This window comes from Furfurilactobacillus rossiae, assembly GCF_013394005.1.
Taxonomy (GTDB): domain Bacteria; phylum Bacillota; class Bacilli; order Lactobacillales; family Lactobacillaceae; genus Furfurilactobacillus; species Furfurilactobacillus rossiae.
In genome coordinates, this window is sequence record NZ_CP040586.1 from 2,110,619 (window position 1) to 2,126,871 (window position 16,253).

A 16,253-nucleotide genomic window follows, 5' to 3' on the forward strand; every position below is an offset into this window, starting at 1 on the left:
CTCATGAAAATAACAATTCGCAACGTTAGACCATCTGATCTGAGTAACATTGTGGCATTCGCCGCGGCAGATCGTGATGATCAATTCAAATACTTTGCAAATAATAATCCCGACTTCACCTTTGTAGCCGTTGATGAAAACGATCATCCCCTTGGTTTTATCACGAGTTGGAAAAACCAAGTGCATCCTCATCACCAAAACATCCGCATTGTGTTGAGTCCACGGTCAATTCCCGCCGACGAGGTTCTTTCTGGTCTAGTATCCAGAGAACAAGCACGGCTTGATGAATTAAGCATTACGTTACCGTTAATTGTCATGTATTGGGAACCTCAAACACGAAAAACTGCCTATTTTGAAAAACAGGGATATCACATCTTCCGTAAAACATGGATGCCTGATTTGTTGCTCGATAAAGTTCCATTAGCAGATACTGCACTCCCTGATAACGTGACCACGTTACGTGAGGTCTGGCAACGACCGACGATGAAGCGCAGTGCACTCACTTTATTGCGCGAACAGTATGAGCGGGTTCACCAAGACAATCCCGCTGCTCACCTAAGCATTGAAAATTGGGCTCGAAACGTGGATGGTGAACTGCCCTATCTTGACTGGTCATTGGCAACACTTGTTGATGGTGAATTTAAAGCCTTGAGTTTCGTTTTTCCTGGTGATGCTGAATCATCCTTGGATGTTGGTTGGCTCACGGATGTCGATGACGATGCACACCATGTTATCGACCTTCTGAAGATTCAACTCCAATTGTTCAAACGAACCCAACTCGTTTCGATTTTTGGAGAATTGGATTCAACCGATCCCGTCGCTATGAAGGTCAAACAATCTTTCTCATGGGAACCGGCGCCGGCTTGGATCAGTTTAATCAAATAGCATCTCAACGATGCAATCGTCGCTGCAATATTTAGTATTACAGTTGATGCCATTTACGTTTGTTTATCGATCTCAACATGCAACTTTTAAATGTGCGAATCACTTGCTGAGGTTAGTGAAGTCAGCCAAAGACAGAGTTTCGTGATAATAATTCTTAGTAGCGATATTTATGCACTTAGAATTGTAGGATGAGCTTGGAAACGTGCACTTCGGTTCCAAGTCGAGGTTAAAGACACGCGGCGTTTGCGGGGCTGAGACCGGTCCCATGAAACGGCGTCTTTGGCTGACGCAACGCTAGTGCAACAGCAGTCATTGTTAATATTTGCTGCAAAACAAAAAGTCAGAATCTACGGAAGTATCGCGTAGGTTCTGACTTTTAAGTTTGCTGTTAACAATCAGCATTGATGTTCAATTAAGCTACATCATACCGCCCATTTGAGCAGCTTGTGCAGCGGCAGCAGCATCGCCACCACCATTATCTTGCTTTGGTTCTTCAGCAACAACGGCTTCAGTCGTCAACAATAATGATGAAACAGAGGCAGCGTTTTGCAAAGCAGAACGGGTAACTTTGGTTGGGTCAACGATTCCGGCATCAACCATGTCAACCCATTCGTCAGTTGCAGCATTGTAACCAATACCTGGCTTTTGTGACTTCAACTTTTCAACGATAACGGAACCTTCACGGCCTGCGTTTTCGGCGATTTGACGAACAGGTTCTTCAAGGGCACGACGAACGATGTTAACACCCGTTTGGACGTCTCCTTCTTCTTTCAGGTCGGCCACAGCACCGATAGCGTTAACCAATGCAGTACCACCACCTGATACAAAGCCTTCTTCAACAGCGGCACGCGTTGCGTTCAAGGCATCTTCAATCCGGTAACGGCGTTCTTTCAATTCGGTTTCAGTAGCAGCACCGACGTTAATCCGTGCAACACCGCCTGATAACTTAGCCAAACGTTCTTGCAACTTTTCCTTGTCGAAGTCAGAAGTTGTTGCTTCTAATTCAGACTTGATGTTTGCAACACGTTCGTCAACAGCAGCCTTGTCGCCAGCACCTTCAACAATGGTTGTGTTGTCCTTAGTGATCGTGATCTTACCAGCTTGACCCAACTGATCAACAGTTGTGTCCTTCAGGTTCAGACCAAGGTCATCAGTGATAACAGTACCACCTGTCAAAGCAGCAATATCTTCAAGTTGTGCCTTACGACGGTCACCAAAACCAGGTGCCTTAACAGCAACAACATTGAATGTCCCACGCATCTTGTTCAAAACAAGCGTTGGTAAAGCTTCACCAGTAATATCATCAGCAATGATAAGTAATGCACGGCCTTGTTCAACAACAGATTGCAACAATGGCAAAATGTCTTGAATGTTGGCAATCTTCTTATCTGTAATCAAGATGTAAGGGTTGTCCAAGTCAGCTTCCATCTTGTCATTGTCAGTAACCATGTATTGACTCATGTATCCACGGTCAAACTGCATCCCTTCAACGACATCAGAAGTTGTTTCAATTCCCTTGGATTCTTCAATGGTAATAACACCATCGTTACCAACCTTTTCCATAGCGTCAGCAATTAACTTACCAACTTCTGGATCAGCGGCTGAAATTGACGCAATTTGTGCAATATCAGACTTAGTCTTAACATCGTGGCTCATCTTGTGCAAAGCATCGACAGCGGCAGACGTTGCTTTTTCAATCCCAGTCCGGATACCAACAGGGTTAGCACCAGCGGTAACGTTCTTCATCCCTTCGTTAACGATGGATTGGGTTAAAACAGTAGCAGTCGTTGTGCCATCACCAGCGATGTCGTTGGTCTTGGAAGCAACTTCAGCAACTAGCTTAGCACCCATATTTTCAAAGTGGTCTGACAATTCAACCGCTTTGGCAATTGTGACACCATCGTTAGTGATGGTAGGTGAACCATAACTTTGTTCCAAAACAACGTTGCGGCCTTTAGGTCCAAGGGTCGTTTTAACTGTGTTTGCTAATTTATCAACACCGGCAAGCATTGCGCTGCGGGCATCTTCAGAAAACTTTAAATCTTTAGCCATTGTGAATTTCCACCTCAACTGTAATTTATTGTGATTTTCTTTTATTGTTCAAACGTACTGTAAACTTTAACTAGTCCACAACTGCGACAATGTCTTTTTCATGGAGAACGAGGTAATCATTGCCCTCGTACGATACTGCTGTGCCGGCGTACTTATCAAACATAACGGTGTCGCCTTCCTTAACAGATGGTGCAACCTTTGTACCATTGTCTAAGACGCGGCCTTCACCAACTGAGATAACCTTCCCAGTGGTTGGCTTTTCTTGAGCGTTGCTGGCAAGCACAATGCCGCCAACAGTTTGTTCTTCTTCTTCAGCAGCCTGTAAAATAACGCGATCTCCTAATGGTTTTAACACGTTAATCCCTCCAATAATTTCGTTGAAATTGAATGCTTTTAGCACTCTTACACGTTAAGTGCTAACAACATGCTCTATAATAACCATGCCCGTTTATGAATGCAAGTGTTTTGGTCAAACTTAGTCAAAAAGTTTGTCAGCTGTCTTAGAAACCGCATCACAAAAGGCGTTTGGAGAATCAGTCAAACCATTTTTGTCTGACTAACACCCAAACGCCTATTCAAGAAGCAATAATTCAGTTTTCTAATTAATCCTGAGACTTTTCGTTCCCGCCTAACAACTCACCATAATTATCAATAAAATAAATTAAGGTTTGAAGCTCATTGGTCAAATCAACATTTTGAACCCGAATGGTATCAGGAACAGACAACCGTCGTGGCGTAAAGTTCAAGATTCCACGTACATCGGCCTTTGCCAGTTCATCAGTGACCTCTTGCGCCGTGTTTTCTGGCACCGTAATAATTGCAATGGCGATCTGTTGATCACGCAATTGTTTACCCATTTCTGACAACGGATAAATCGGGACACCACTTTGAACCGTGTTGACGATATTGTCATTAACATCAAACGCAGCACTGATTCGAACATTACTGTTTTGATGAAAATTAAAGTTGAGCAACGCATGCCCAAGATTACCAACCCCGACCAATGCGACATTAGTCAATTGATCCTGATTGAGAATCTTTTTAAAGAATTCGATCAGTTTAGGCACATCGTACCCATAACCACGTTTGCCCAATGCGCCAAAGTAAGAGAAATCACGGCGAATCGTCGCTGAATCGACTTTAACAGCCTCAGACAGCTCAGTGGACGAAACGCGCGTTTTATCCGCATCCAGTAAAATATTTAAGTAACGGTAATAAATCGGCAGCCTTTTTGCTGTCGCGCGTGGAATTCGTTGTTCAGCCACAGCGGTTCACTCCTTTTAATCCTACATTTGTTTGTGAAAATAAACTATACGTAAATTATAGCATAAGGACGGTTATTGTGAAGCATATTTCATACCAGTCTTCGGGCATTTCACAAACTGGCAAGGGCATTTCGTAAAATGCCGGGGTAAAACTAGCAACTACAGAAGCTTTTATACCTGTTTCAAAAAAGGTAAAACAGGCGGTCTTGTTAGCTTAATCACAACGACGAAAATATCATTCTTCACAATCTGTGGCACTTCTGACCATTTCAAATGTGTGTTTTCTGCTCACTGCCAGCTCAACATAGTGTCGCCGCACCGAACATGCTAAAATAGTGTTTAACTAATTCAAATGAAGGAGTACGCATATGTTAGTTCTTCAGGTTCAACAGGTCGCCCGCCGTTTTGGTGCGGACACATTGTTTGAACATGTTTCCATGACAATTGAAGACCACGGCCGCGTGGGGCTGGTTGGTCGAAATGGCGCCGGCAAGTCCACCTTGCTTAAGATTATCGCTGGTATTAATGATCCCGACGAAGGTACGATATCGGTTGCCAAAGGCATGACCATCGGATATTTGCCACAAGATGCCGGACTCGATTCAGACAACACTGTGTGGGATGAAATGCTGACGGTTTTTGCCACCCAGCAGCAACAAGAACGACAACTGCGCGAATTGGAACAGCAAATTGCCGATCCCACTGCTGATCATCAAAGTGACGCTTACAAACGTTTGCTAAATGCTTACGACCAAACGCAACACGATTTTGAGGCAAACAACGGTTACGGCTACCAAGCCTCAATTCGCGGCGTTTTACACGCTTTTCACTTTGATGAATCCACTTTTCAACGCAATGTCATGAGCTTTTCGGGTGGTCAAAAAACACAACTTGCACTCGCAAAGTACTTGCTACAACAGCCCGATTTACTCATTTTGGATGAACCTACTAACCACCTGGATATTGAAACATTATCATGGTTGGAAGACTACTTGAAAGGTTATCCTGGTGCTGTCTTGATTGTTTCACATGATCGTTACTTTCTCGATCACGTGGTGCAGGATGTGTTTGACATGAATCAGCACACCCTGACCCACTACCACGGCAATTACTCCGCCTACTTAACGCAAAAGGCCGAACGAATCAAAACCGAACAACGGGCGTTTGAAAAACAACAAACACAAATCAATGCGCTTGAGGATTTCGTCAATCGCAACATTGTTCGCGCCTCCACCACTAAACGGGCTCAGTCACGGCGCAAGCAATTGGAGAAGATGGACCGTTTGGAAGCGCCTAAAGATGATGATCAATCCATCCGGATTCGTTTCACACCTGATAGCGAAAGTGGCAAGGAAGTCCTCAATGTCGACAACGTCAGCATTGGCTATGAATCCGATCATCCACTGGCAACTAACGTAAACTTTCACGTTGTCAAACAGCATGTTGTGGGCATTATCGGACCAAACGGGGTTGGAAAATCAACCCTCCTAAAATCAATTCTTCATCAGCTCCCCTTGTTGGCGGGCACGGTTAAGATTGGTGGCAGTGTTACGATTGGCTACTATGATCAGGAACAGGCTGTGCTTCATGATGAGAAAACTGTTTTAAACGAAGTATGGGACGAGCATCCGACTATGCCTGAACGGGATGTGCGCACCCTACTCGGCAGTTTTCTCTTTACTGGTGATGACGTTGCTAAGCCCGTTCATAATTTAAGCGGCGGCGAACGTGCCCGTTTGTCACTAACTAAATTGTCGCTTGATCATGACAACTTTTTAATTCTTGATGAACCGACTAACCATTTAGATATCGATTCACGAGAAGTACTGGAAGAAGCGCTTAACAATTTCATGGGAACCGTTTTATTCGTTTCTCATGACCGTTATTTCATCAACCAAGTCGCCACAGAAATCGTTGAATTGTCTGCCTCAGGTACACAGTGGTTTGAAGGCGATTACGATGATTATCAGGCCGAACTCGCTAAGCGGTCAGCGTCTGTTGATGTCGAGCATCATGAGACTGAATCTAATGGCTCAGCAACTGCCAGTGTATCAAATTATGCCGCTAATAAAGCTGAACAACGCGAGCAAAGAAAGTTGCAACGCGCTGTCGATGAGTTGGAAGCACAAATTGACGACCTTGACCAACAAAGTCATACAATTACTGGGGCGATGCAGGCGCCTGAAAATGCCAGTGACATCGGCAAGTTAACGGACCTGCAACATCAGTTGGACAATCTAGATGCTCAAAGCGACAGCCTGTCAGAAAAGTGGGCAGCAGCTGGTGAGGCGTTGGAAGCCTATAATAATGATCACCACCTACAGTGACTTTAAATATGCAATTGAAAACGGGATCACATCTAACCGGCCATTAGCCGCATTGATGTGATCCCGTTTTCAGTTGTACCTATATTTGCACTTTATGCTTCAACGCCAGTTAGCCAAGGAAACTCCAAGCTCGGATCTGCATTGAGACTCATATCAGCACGATCGCCTTTAGCATAAGCAATATGCGCAGCCGCCCCAATCATTGCCGCGTTATCACCACATAATGCCAGTGGTGCAGCGACAAGCTTCGTTTGTGGTGCAAAGCGTGCCATCTTGGCCTTCAAAGCGTCTCGAAGACCATGATTTGCCGCAACACCGCCAGCCAACACAAGCTGTTTAACTTGGTATCGTTCTAGAGCAGATAATACCTTAGTGACCAAAACGTCCACCACGCTAGCCTGAAAGCTTGCAGCTAAGTCTGCACGATCCAACTGTTCGCCACGCTGGTCTGCATTATGAACCGTATTAATAAACGCACTCTTAAGGCCACTAAAGCTAAAATCGTAGTTAGCTTCGTGGATCATCGCCCGTGGAAAATTAAACGTATCGTGGCCTTCGTGGGCTAGCCGATCAATTTCCTTACCCGCAGGATAGGGAATTCCCAGCACGCGGCCCACCTTATCAAAGGCTTCACCAGCAGCATCATCACGAGTGTCGCCAATAATTTCGAATTCCCCCGCTGCCTTCATCAACACGATCTGCGTATGACCGCCAGACACTAATAACCCGAGCGATGGAAACGTCAAGGGTTCAACGTAACGGGCCGCGTAAATGTGACCCGCCATATGGTTAACGGGCACTAACGGTAAATGATGTGCGAAGGCAAACGTCTTAGCAGCAGTCACACCAATTAGTAACGATCCGACTAAACCTGGTCCGTAGGTAACGGCAACAGCCGTTAATTCTTCAGGCGTTACATCTGCTTCTGTCAAAGCCTTGCGAATGCCAATGGTAATTTCCTCGATATGATGGCGACTGGCCACTTCCGGCACGACACCACCAAATCGTTGGTGACTCTTAATCTGTGTTGCGACAAAGTTACTTAAAATGTGCTCGCCATTTTCTACAACAGCAACACTCGTTTCATCACAACTTGTTTCAAAGGCTAAAATCAATTCCCGTGCTTCTGTCACTGTTTTCTCCTTTTTGGCTCGGACCTTCCCGAGCTTCGGCATCACTCTTCTTAAACGTGCACCTGACTTCTGAATCCTGTGCATAAGCTACAACCCAAAGCATTCGGAAAACCACCGAATACCCCGTGTTGTTTCTTATTGCTCGGATTCAACCGAAGTTAGGCATCACTCTTTTAAAACGTGCACCTGTCGCTCAAGGCCCTGTGCACAACCCAAAGCTGTCATCCCACAAGCAAAGCACGCTTGCATGCTGCCACCTTTACGTTGTTGCTCGGACCTTCCCGAGCTTCGGCATCACTCTATCTTTTTTTGCATAATCCAGGCATCTTCGACGGGACGGTCGTAATAGTCAGGACGGCGCATCAGTTTATGAAAGTCGAGGCTCTCATACAAACCCAACGCAGCCTCGTTATGAACCCGAACTTCTAAGGTCACCACTGTTCCCGCTTCATATCGTTTCAACCAAGTCGTCAATAATTGCTTACCAAGACCATGACCTTGCCATGATCCTACGATACCCAAATTAGTTAGTTCCAATTGATCGATGACCTTGGTTCCGCTAAGAAAGCCCACAGGCTGGCCCGCTACTCGAATTAACCAGTATACACTGGTCGGTGCCTGCATATTCTCTTCAATCACTGGTTCAGACCACGGCGCACCAGTTGGATACGCTTCCTCACCTAATGCTTCAATCAAAGCAGCTCCACGTTGCGGACTTGACGGATGAAACGGTTCACAGATAACTTGTTTATCCATTATTGGTCTCACTTGTTGTGGCCTTGATTAAAGGAACCATCATATCAACGGCATCTTCATGATCGCCGAAATAATAGCCTCGTTTAATTCCCGTTTGACGGAAACCAAGCTTATGATACAAATTTTGCGCCCGCTTATTACTGATCCGAACCTCCAAGGTAACCTGGCGCATCCCCATATGTCGCGCCTTTCGAATCAAGGCACGCATTAAGAATTCGCCAAGCCCATCACCCTGCCAATCTGGTAATACGGCAATATTTGTGATATGCGCATCCTTCCGCTGGATATCAAACGAACACCCAGCAAATGCAATCAACTGATCATTCTTACGAATTACCAAGTATAGCCGATCCTGTTTTCGTTTAAGCTCGTTTGCAAACGCTTGTGCATCCCAAGGTGTCTTGCCATCATAAACTGCTCGTTCAACGCCTACAATTTCCGGAACATCTGGAAATTGTGCCCGACCCAAAAAGTACTGAGTATCGCGAATCATCAACCGATGATTCTTGATGTCCAGATCTTCAGCCTGCTGTTGCCGAACCTCACTGGCAAAGTGACGCCGGTACCATTTTTGAAATGCCTGCTTATACTTCTTCAACATAATTTTTGTGGTCTTCTCCTGGATGAGCTGCTGCCCACTGAGCTTCAGCAGGCGACAGACGTAAATATTGGGGCACGAAAGAGTCAATATCATCAATAGCTTTAAGTGGTGCACCTAATTGCCCGAGCACACCAGCATCAGGTAAATTAGCGTTGCCTTCAGTAAACGTAGCTGGAACATCAAGTGCATCTGCTAAAGCATCGTGATAACGCGTCAACTCACCAATTAACGTTACGGGATGACCAGCTGCATTCAATTGCGCGGTCCAATCCGGGATGTTAGTGTGTTGGTCTGCGATAACAGGGACGGGTTGGCCATCTTTAATTTGATACAAACCAGCATACAGTTGCGTGTTGCGTGCATCAAAAATAGGACTGACAAACGTTCCTTCCGTTTGAACACTGCCTGCCAACACAGCTAAACTTGACACCCCAACCAACTGAATGTGCAGTGTAGCCGCCAGTGTCTTCGCTGTTGTCACAGCAATCCGTAACCCAGTATAAGAACCAGGACCCTGGGCAACAACTACGCGGTCTAAGTCCTCCGGTTGCCACTGCTGGTCGGCCATCAATTCAGTAATGGTCGGCATCAGTTGGACACTGTGATCCAATTGCGTAGCGGTTGTTTTTTTAGCAATAACTTTTTGATCAACCAATAGTGCAACACTCATTGGCTGGTTTGATGTATCTAGCGCGAGAACCTTCATGTAAATCCTGACTTTCCGTTCAGTGTTCTATAGACAGCAATAATATTAACACATCTAACATGGGCGCGTGAACTTCCCGATATGTCACAATCTTTCCACAAACAACAGCTTGTTACCTGTGCTTCTCTTAATATGCCTAAAACTAGGGACAAATGACGCACAGCCTATGTGTTTCTACGTGCTTAGTCACATTACTATTTTTTTAGTTGACCACGAAAAAAACTTCGTTGCACAAACGAAGTTTTTTAACGTAAATCAATTTAACAATAAATCAAAGCAGACTAACGATCTTCATAACCGTTTGGATGACTCTGTGTCCAAGCCCAGGCAGTCTTAATAATGTCATGAACATCATCATATTGCGGCTTCCATCCAAGGATATTACGAGCATCTTCCGATTCAGCAACTAGTGAATCAGGATCTCCAGGGCGCCGTGGTGCGATTTTAGCTGGAATTTCTTTTCCAGTCACTTCGCGGGCTGCTTCAACCATTTGTTTAACAGAAAAACCAGTAGATGAGCCCAAGTTAAACGCACGACTCTCATTGCCTTCATCCAGGTATTTCAATGCCAAAATATGAGCATCAGCTAAGTCCAGAATATGAACATAGTCACGTACATTAGTACCATCTGGCGTATCATAATCGTCACCGTACATATCAATATGATCACGTTCACCAAGTGCCGTTTGCAAAATAATTGGAATTAAATGTGTTTCTGGGTGGTGATCTTCACCGATGGAACCATCAGCCTTAGCACCAGCCGCATTAAAGTAACGAAGTGCAACCCATTTAATGCCGTAAGCAACGTCACACCAATGAATCATGTGTTCCATGATCAGCTTACTTTCACCATAAGGGTTAATTGGCTTTTTCTGATCATCTTCATGAATCGGAATCCGTTCAGGAACACCATATGTAGCAGCAGTCGATGAGAAGATCATCCGTTTGCAACCCTGCTCATGCATCACTTCCAACAACGTAATCATGCCATAAACATTGTTGTCAAAGTACTTTAATGGGTCTTTCATGGACTCTGGCACAATGGAAAATGCGTCCATGTGGATAACACCATCAATGTTTTCTTTTTCGAAAACGTTGGTCAGAAACTCACGGTCACGGGTATCGCCTTGATAAAAGCGCGCCTTTTCATTAATAGCAGCGCGATGACCAGTAGATAAATTATCTACAACAACCACGTCGTAACCTTTTTCAATTAAACGATCCACCATGTGTGAACCGACGTAACCGGCACCACCGGCAACTAAAATTGACATTTTATTTTCCTCCAAATCGTTAACATCGGTACTATCATAGCATAACCTGATTAACCACAACAGCACTGGTCAGCACAGATGCATTAATCCACCGTTGTTGCGGATAATGGCCGCCATGTCAGCGTTGCTTCAGCATATCGCTCATCATTGCCCATAATATGGTGATGGGTAGTCGCCGTACCATCTTCATTATTAACCGGCGCAGTCACTTCACTCTTCACCACGTGTCCATAACGAACTTCATTTTCAAAGCGAATCGCCAGATGGCACAATTCGTGATGAATCAAAAATTCTTCATCTAAGGCATCCATCATCCAATCAAAATAATGTGAGTTGTTTACATGATGATTTGAATCTAAGTCAAAATAACGCACTCGATACGTCTTGGTTGCCGCGACATCTGACTCTTCAAAACTAGCCGGTCGTGATAAGCGAGGAATCCGTTTGACCACCTCAGAATGGTAAGGGGCCACAGCATCATCTGGGATGGCCACCATTTTACGAGCTGCCAGATCCATCACCACACAGATTGTATCTACATGAACCAGCTCGTTGCCCTGATCATCTTCTAAAAAGAATTGGCGATAGGCAAAATAACGATTATTAGAGGTCGCTTCAGTTACCAAACGTACCTTTTCGTGATCGCGAGGCAACCGCTTAATATCTATTTCGTACTGGGCAATGACCCAACCGTAGCCCTTTGAAAGCATATAATCCGTGCCAACGCCAAAGCTATCAGCTTGGTCATATGAAGTTAACACTAGCATGTTGATTAACATGCCTAACGTTACCTTACCCGTTAAATCTGTTTCGTAATACTGAATTTTATGTTCTTCATCATACCGGTTCTGTTGCGTCATTTAATTGTCCTCGTTCAAGTGATGGTAAGTTGCATAAACCTCTTGCTTGCGTAACTGACGGGCTTTGGCGACAGCTTTAATTGCATCATTAGGCTTCTCACCTCTAGCAATCAACGTCTTAACGTGCTCTTCAACCGGCTGACTCAACAGTGGATCCTGCTCTTCAACGGGCGGATTAGTGTTGCCACCAATTAGAATGACAAACTCACCGCGCGGCGGGTTTGTGGCTAACCAATCTAAAACTTCGCTAGCAGTCCCACGAATAAACTCTTCAAACTTTTTAGTTAATTCGCGGCAAAGCACCAATTGTCGGTCCGGACCGACCGCGTTTGCGATCGCAGTTACCGTCTTCACTAATCGGTGCGGTGCCTCGTATACAATCACGGTTTCCGGATGTTTAGCCAGCTCAGCCAGCTCAGTCTTTTGTTCTTTTGTCTTGCGGTCTAAAAAGCCGTAAAAATAAAACGGTTGTGGTACTAAACCGCTCGCAATTAGTGCTGTTAGGCCAGCATTGGCTCCTGGTAGTGGCACTACTGGCAATTGGGCAGCCACAGCAGCAGCAACTAATTCCGTGCCTGGGTCGCTGATTGATGGCATCCCCGCGTCGCTCACCTGGGCTATATTTACACCAGCGCGAAGTTTATCCAGTAATTCCGGAATTCGCTCTTGCGTATTGTGCTCATGAAAACTAATTTGTTTTGTCTCAATATCAAAGTTGTTTAATAATTTCTGCGTGTTGCGCGTGTCCTCAGCCGCAATCAAGTCGACCTGTTTTAGCGTTGCAACCGCCCGGTACGTCATGTCCTGCAAATTACCAATCGGTGTTGGTACTAAAAACAGCGTACCGGATTCATGTGGCGCAAAGCTGCGCTGACTTGTTGCTACCATGACTGTGTCCACTCCTAACTTGCTTTAATCGTTCGATCCCGTTCTCCGTAAATGACGTCTAAACAAAATGCACAGGAGTCATTTTCTTCTCTACGTTGACCATAAAACTCACGGCAAACGTGAAAACCGGTCTCGTACAATCGTTCTAAATTCTGTAGTGATTTAGACAATCGTTGCTGTGCTTCTGTCGTATCCGTATCGGTACCGAGCAGTTCACGTAAATGCTGGTTTTCGACAGTTAATTCAGCATTCTCTTCTGACAATGCCGTAACCTGCTTTTTTAATGCGGCCAACTGATCCAAAATTCCTGTCGTCTGATCTTGCAAGTGCTCAAAATCGTCGAGCATTGTTTGTCGTTTATCCACGATTACACCTCCATCAGTGTCATCATTGCATCGTTTCAAAACTGGCAATCATCATTTAGAAAGAACGTTAAATGCCTTCAACGTCAATGATTCGGCCACATTTTGAAAACTAACGTTGCGTTCGAGCAACTGCTTTGATTGTAACCCTAAATCTGTAACGTCGACGAGTTGCTTTTTAGAATAACGCGTCGTTAATTCCTGTAAATCCTTGCGATGGCTCGGAAAACTCATGACAAATTTTTCCTGATCAATATTTTCTAATAGCATGTCTCGAAATCCAGCCAAAATAATGTCCAAGACAATTCGCTGATGTGGACGATCCTTTGCCAAAGGTACAAGTGTCGTTCCCACCGTGACAAACGCACTCATGTCAGGCTTCAGCAGCTGACTCTCCCACTGCCACACAGCAGCTGCGGTTTGACCCAGCCAGTCATCGACTAACCACTCAGCCGCTTGATCAGGACTATTAGTCAGCCGGCTGGTCAATGCTAATAGGTGCTTTCCGACGCCGGCTGATTCGAGCTGAGACTGAAGTTCATTGACCGCTAATGGTTGCATCTCCATCTCCTGAGTCCGTGAAATGACAGTCGGTAAAAGCAAATTGGGATTGGTCGTCAGCAACAAGGCAGTAATGTTCCCACTAGGTTCTTCAAGGAACTTTAGCAAGCTGTTGGCTGCGCTGGCAGTCATTGTTTCAGCTCCGGCAATGATGAAAACTTTTTTATTACCTTCCATCCCACTTTTGGAAAACTCAGATTTCAGCAAACGAACTTGATCAACTTTAATCGAGTTACCTTCTGGTTCAACAATCAATACATCTGGGTGCTCACGTTGACTGATTCGCTGACATTCCTCACATTTGCCACAAGGCTGACCATCTTGCAGGTTAATACAAAAAAGGCGCATCGCAATCCACATTGCGAGCTCCTCCTTGCCACTGCCGTTTGGTCCGGCAAATAAGTACGCATGGGCCAGTTCATTTTTTTTAATTACATTTTTAAAATGCTGAACCAGCACAGGTTGGCGCTGTTCAGCAATTGTTAAAACATCATTATTTGTTGGCATATTTCCTCGTTAGCAGTGCGGTTAACGACTAAAACTGTTGAAATGCCTCAACTGGCAGTACAAAACAAGTTGCTCCACCAACTGTGACTTCAACTGGATATGAAGCAGTCTGATCCATTGAAACATCCATATTAACTGGCGGTGTCATGAATTGATCCCGAGTATGTGATGTCTCCTTAATGAGATCCATAACTTCCTGAACGCGGTCATCTTCGATCCCAATCAAGAACGTGGTATTTCCCGAACGTAAGAAGCCACCCGTCGTTGACAATTTTGTGGCTCTAATATTTTGTTCGATAAACTGATTACTCAGCCGATTACTATCCTTATCTTGAACAATAGCAATAATCATTTTCATATGCGTAATTCCTCCTGTGAAAAAAGCTCGCGACCGCGATAACGGGGCTCCGTACCATTAAAATAAATTCGGGAACCGTTGAGCAATCACCTTTTTCGTGTCGGTAATCACTTTTTCCAGCGGTTGGTTCGCGTCAATTAGTGTAATGCGTTGTGGTTCGTCTTGCAACAATTTAAGGTAAGCGTGCCGTACACGACGGTGAAATGACAGTTCTTCATTATCCAAACGATTGATTTCATCTGACCGATATTCATGAATTCGTGTTAATCCTACCTCCGATGGCACATCAAAGTAGATTGTTAGGTCTGGTGTAAGTCCCTTCGTAGCAAAAAGATTCATTTCTGCTACAGCAGCCTCACCAATTTCACGGCCAGCGCCTTGGTACGCAATTGAGCTATCAACATATCGATCAGAGAAGACAACTTTGCCTGCATCTAAGGCTGGCAACACCGTTTGGACCAAATGCTGGCGTCGTGCCGCTGCGAACAGTAAAGCTTCTGTCCGCGCATCCATCTCCGTGTTGGCCTTATCCATGATAATCGCACGAATTGCTTCTGAAATCTTATTACCACCCGGCTCACGTGTTGTCAGCAATTTCTCCCCTAGTTGCAATGAATAATCATCGATCAGCGCATTCAGAACACTGGTTTTTCCTGCCCCATCGGGCCCCTCAAAAGTTATAAATGCGCCTGTTTTCACTATTCCAAACTCCCTTATCGTCAATACGTTCATTGTACTTTAGAATAGGGGTCGCTGTCTAACGTAATTACACGGTAGCCGGCAATTCCAATTTGGTTCCGACTGTTAAATGACTTTGAGGCACGTGGTGGTTAACCTTTGCCAATGAGTCTATCGGCAACTTCAAGGCCTTCTCAATCCGATGTAGTGTGTCTCCTGGCTGCACGGTATAATGCGCCATTTGTGGTAACCATAGCCATTGACCTGGATAGATCCACCAACGAATCGGTGTTTGGCTGGCCTGACTGATTTGGCCCATCGAAATACCACTGGCCATGCTAATTCGCCACCAGCTGTCACCCGGTTGAATCACATACCGCCGCAGAGCGTTTTGTTGACAAGGTTGACTAATGCTGTTCGCCGTTTCATTTGAGTTAGGGTCCGCTACTGTTGGATGTTGATCAATGCCTGATTTCCCCTGATCCCATCGGGTTAAATTATTAGCCCGAATGATTTGCATTAGTTCATCCGCATAAGCGGGATCAGTAGCGTAACCATCGCTTTGCAATTTCTGAGCGGCTTGCCATGCATCTCGCTCACCTAAAACATTGTGATACCGACTATTCACGCTCAAAAATTGACCGTGATCCGCAATGCTTTCAACAAACGACGGATAAGCTCGGAAATCTGCCCAGACAGACAATGAATATCCGTTGACAACTTCGCGTGTTGGCATGCGAACCGTTGCCCCGTCAGCATTAGTTCCTTTAATGCCAAACAAATTATGAGCATTGGTGGCTAACTGAGACGTCCCCCAGCCACTTTCCAAAATAGCTTGGGCACCAGTCACCGAGGGCAAAATTCCATAATGATCCCAGTTCTGTTGTGCACCTGACTCCACTTGCATCAAAAAATCTGTTTTACTCATTGCCTTTCCAGTGTCGCATAACCCCAGCACGAGGCCAATTACCGATATTGCTATTGCTAAACGTTTCATTCGAAACTCCTCCGTCTTTTGTGATCTACCTGTTACATACGCA

The 16,253-nt window shown here is 45.0% G+C and carries 17 protein-coding genes; 2 read left to right on the top strand and 15 right to left on the bottom strand.

The genetic code is table 11. The annotated features are described in order from the left end of the window. The first annotated feature begins 3 nt into the window (after positions 1-3). Complete coding sequence (locus tag LROSL1_RS10225) at positions 4-885, top strand: hypothetical protein (protein WP_017262143.1); 882 nt, start codon at positions 4-6, stop codon at positions 883-885. Between the two features lie 417 nt (positions 886-1,302). On the opposite strand, the gene groL is transcribed toward LROSL1_RS10225, so the two are convergent. From groL to LROSL1_RS10240, 3 genes are all read right to left on the bottom strand, one after another. Then, on the bottom strand, positions 1,303-2,937 hold the full coding sequence (gene groL, locus LROSL1_RS10230; RefSeq protein ID WP_178914501.1) for a chaperonin GroEL: 1,635 nt from the start codon (positions 2,935-2,937) through the stop codon (positions 1,303-1,305). Between the two features lie 70 nt (positions 2,938-3,007). Next, on the bottom strand, positions 3,008-3,292 hold the full coding sequence (groES, locus tag LROSL1_RS10235) for a co-chaperone GroES (protein ID WP_017262141.1): 285 nt from the start codon (positions 3,290-3,292) through the stop codon (positions 3,008-3,010). A 247-nt stretch (positions 3,293-3,539) separates the two neighbouring features. Then, positions 3,540-4,202 carry a redox-sensing transcriptional repressor Rex gene (locus LROSL1_RS10240; protein ID WP_017262140.1) on the bottom strand — a complete coding sequence of 221 codons (663 nt, stop codon included), beginning with the start codon at positions 4,200-4,202 and terminating at the stop codon, positions 3,540-3,542. A gap of 368 nt (positions 4,203-4,570) precedes the next feature. Between LROSL1_RS10240 and LROSL1_RS10245 the strand changes: the two genes are divergently transcribed. Beyond that, a complete protein-coding gene (locus LROSL1_RS10245; protein ID WP_178914502.1) occupies positions 4,571-6,529 on the top strand; it encodes an ABC-F family ATP-binding cassette domain-containing protein in 1,959 nt (652 codons plus the stop codon). A gap of 92 nt (positions 6,530-6,621) precedes the next feature. Here LROSL1_RS10245 and tsaD read toward each other — a convergent pair whose 3' ends face one another. The 12 genes from tsaD to LROSL1_RS10305 all read right to left on the bottom strand — a co-directional run bounded on the left by tsaD (position 6,622) and on the right by LROSL1_RS10305 (position 16,210). Next, a complete protein-coding gene (tsaD, locus tag LROSL1_RS10250) occupies positions 6,622-7,662 on the bottom strand; it encodes a tRNA (adenosine(37)-N6)-threonylcarbamoyltransferase complex transferase subunit TsaD (RefSeq protein ID WP_225440521.1) in 1,041 nt (346 codons plus the stop codon). 294 nt (positions 7,663-7,956) lie between these two features. Beyond that, positions 7,957-8,418 carry a ribosomal protein S18-alanine N-acetyltransferase gene (rimI, locus tag LROSL1_RS10255; protein WP_017262136.1) on the bottom strand — a complete coding sequence of 154 codons (462 nt, stop codon included), beginning with the start codon at positions 8,416-8,418 and terminating at the stop codon, positions 7,957-7,959. Further along, positions 8,411-9,019: a ribosomal protein S18-alanine N-acetyltransferase gene (gene rimI / locus LROSL1_RS10260; RefSeq protein WP_017262135.1), complete on the bottom strand. Its 609-nt coding sequence runs from the start codon at positions 9,017-9,019 to the stop codon at positions 8,411-8,413. The genes rimI (LROSL1_RS10255) and rimI (LROSL1_RS10260) overlap by 8 nt, the downstream gene beginning before the upstream one ends. Then, entirely contained in the window at positions 9,003-9,725 is a 723-nt protein-coding gene (gene tsaB, locus LROSL1_RS10265) for a tRNA (adenosine(37)-N6)-threonylcarbamoyltransferase complex dimerization subunit type 1 TsaB (protein ID WP_178914503.1), read from the bottom strand. The genes rimI (LROSL1_RS10260) and tsaB overlap by 17 nt, the downstream gene beginning before the upstream one ends. A gap of 281 nt (positions 9,726-10,006) precedes the next feature. Beyond that, entirely contained in the window at positions 10,007-10,999 is a 993-nt protein-coding gene (galE, locus tag LROSL1_RS10270; protein WP_017262133.1) for a UDP-glucose 4-epimerase GalE, read from the bottom strand. Positions 11,000-11,082: 83 nt separating this feature from the next. Then, positions 11,083-11,859, bottom strand: coding sequence for an acyl-[acyl-carrier-protein] thioesterase (locus LROSL1_RS10275; RefSeq protein ID WP_178914504.1), 777 nt, complete (start codon positions 11,857-11,859; stop codon positions 11,083-11,085). Further along, entirely contained in the window at positions 11,860-12,747 is an 888-nt protein-coding gene (gene rsmI, locus LROSL1_RS10280; protein WP_178914505.1) for a 16S rRNA (cytidine(1402)-2'-O)-methyltransferase, read from the bottom strand. Positions 12,748-12,761: 14 nt separating this feature from the next. Continuing rightward, positions 12,762-13,112, bottom strand: a complete 351-nt coding sequence (locus LROSL1_RS10285; RefSeq protein ID WP_017262130.1) for a DNA replication initiation control protein YabA — start codon at positions 13,110-13,112, stop codon at positions 12,762-12,764. Between the two features lie 51 nt (positions 13,113-13,163). Then, complete coding sequence (gene holB, locus LROSL1_RS10290; protein ID WP_161001743.1) at positions 13,164-14,177, bottom strand: DNA polymerase III subunit delta'; 1,014 nt, start codon at positions 14,175-14,177, stop codon at positions 13,164-13,166. A gap of 28 nt (positions 14,178-14,205) precedes the next feature. Continuing rightward, positions 14,206-14,535 carry a cyclic-di-AMP receptor gene (locus LROSL1_RS10295; RefSeq protein ID WP_017262128.1) on the bottom strand — a complete coding sequence of 110 codons (330 nt, stop codon included), beginning with the start codon at positions 14,533-14,535 and terminating at the stop codon, positions 14,206-14,208. Positions 14,536-14,592: 57 nt separating this feature from the next. Further along, positions 14,593-15,234 (bottom strand): dTMP kinase, encoded by a 642-nt coding sequence (gene tmk / locus LROSL1_RS10300; protein WP_017262127.1) that lies wholly within the window; start codon positions 15,232-15,234, stop codon positions 14,593-14,595. A gap of 67 nt (positions 15,235-15,301) precedes the next feature. Then, positions 15,302-16,210, bottom strand: a complete 909-nt coding sequence (locus LROSL1_RS10305; protein WP_178914506.1) for a glucosaminidase domain-containing protein — start codon at positions 16,208-16,210, stop codon at positions 15,302-15,304. Between the last annotated feature and the right edge of the window lie 43 nt (positions 16,211-16,253).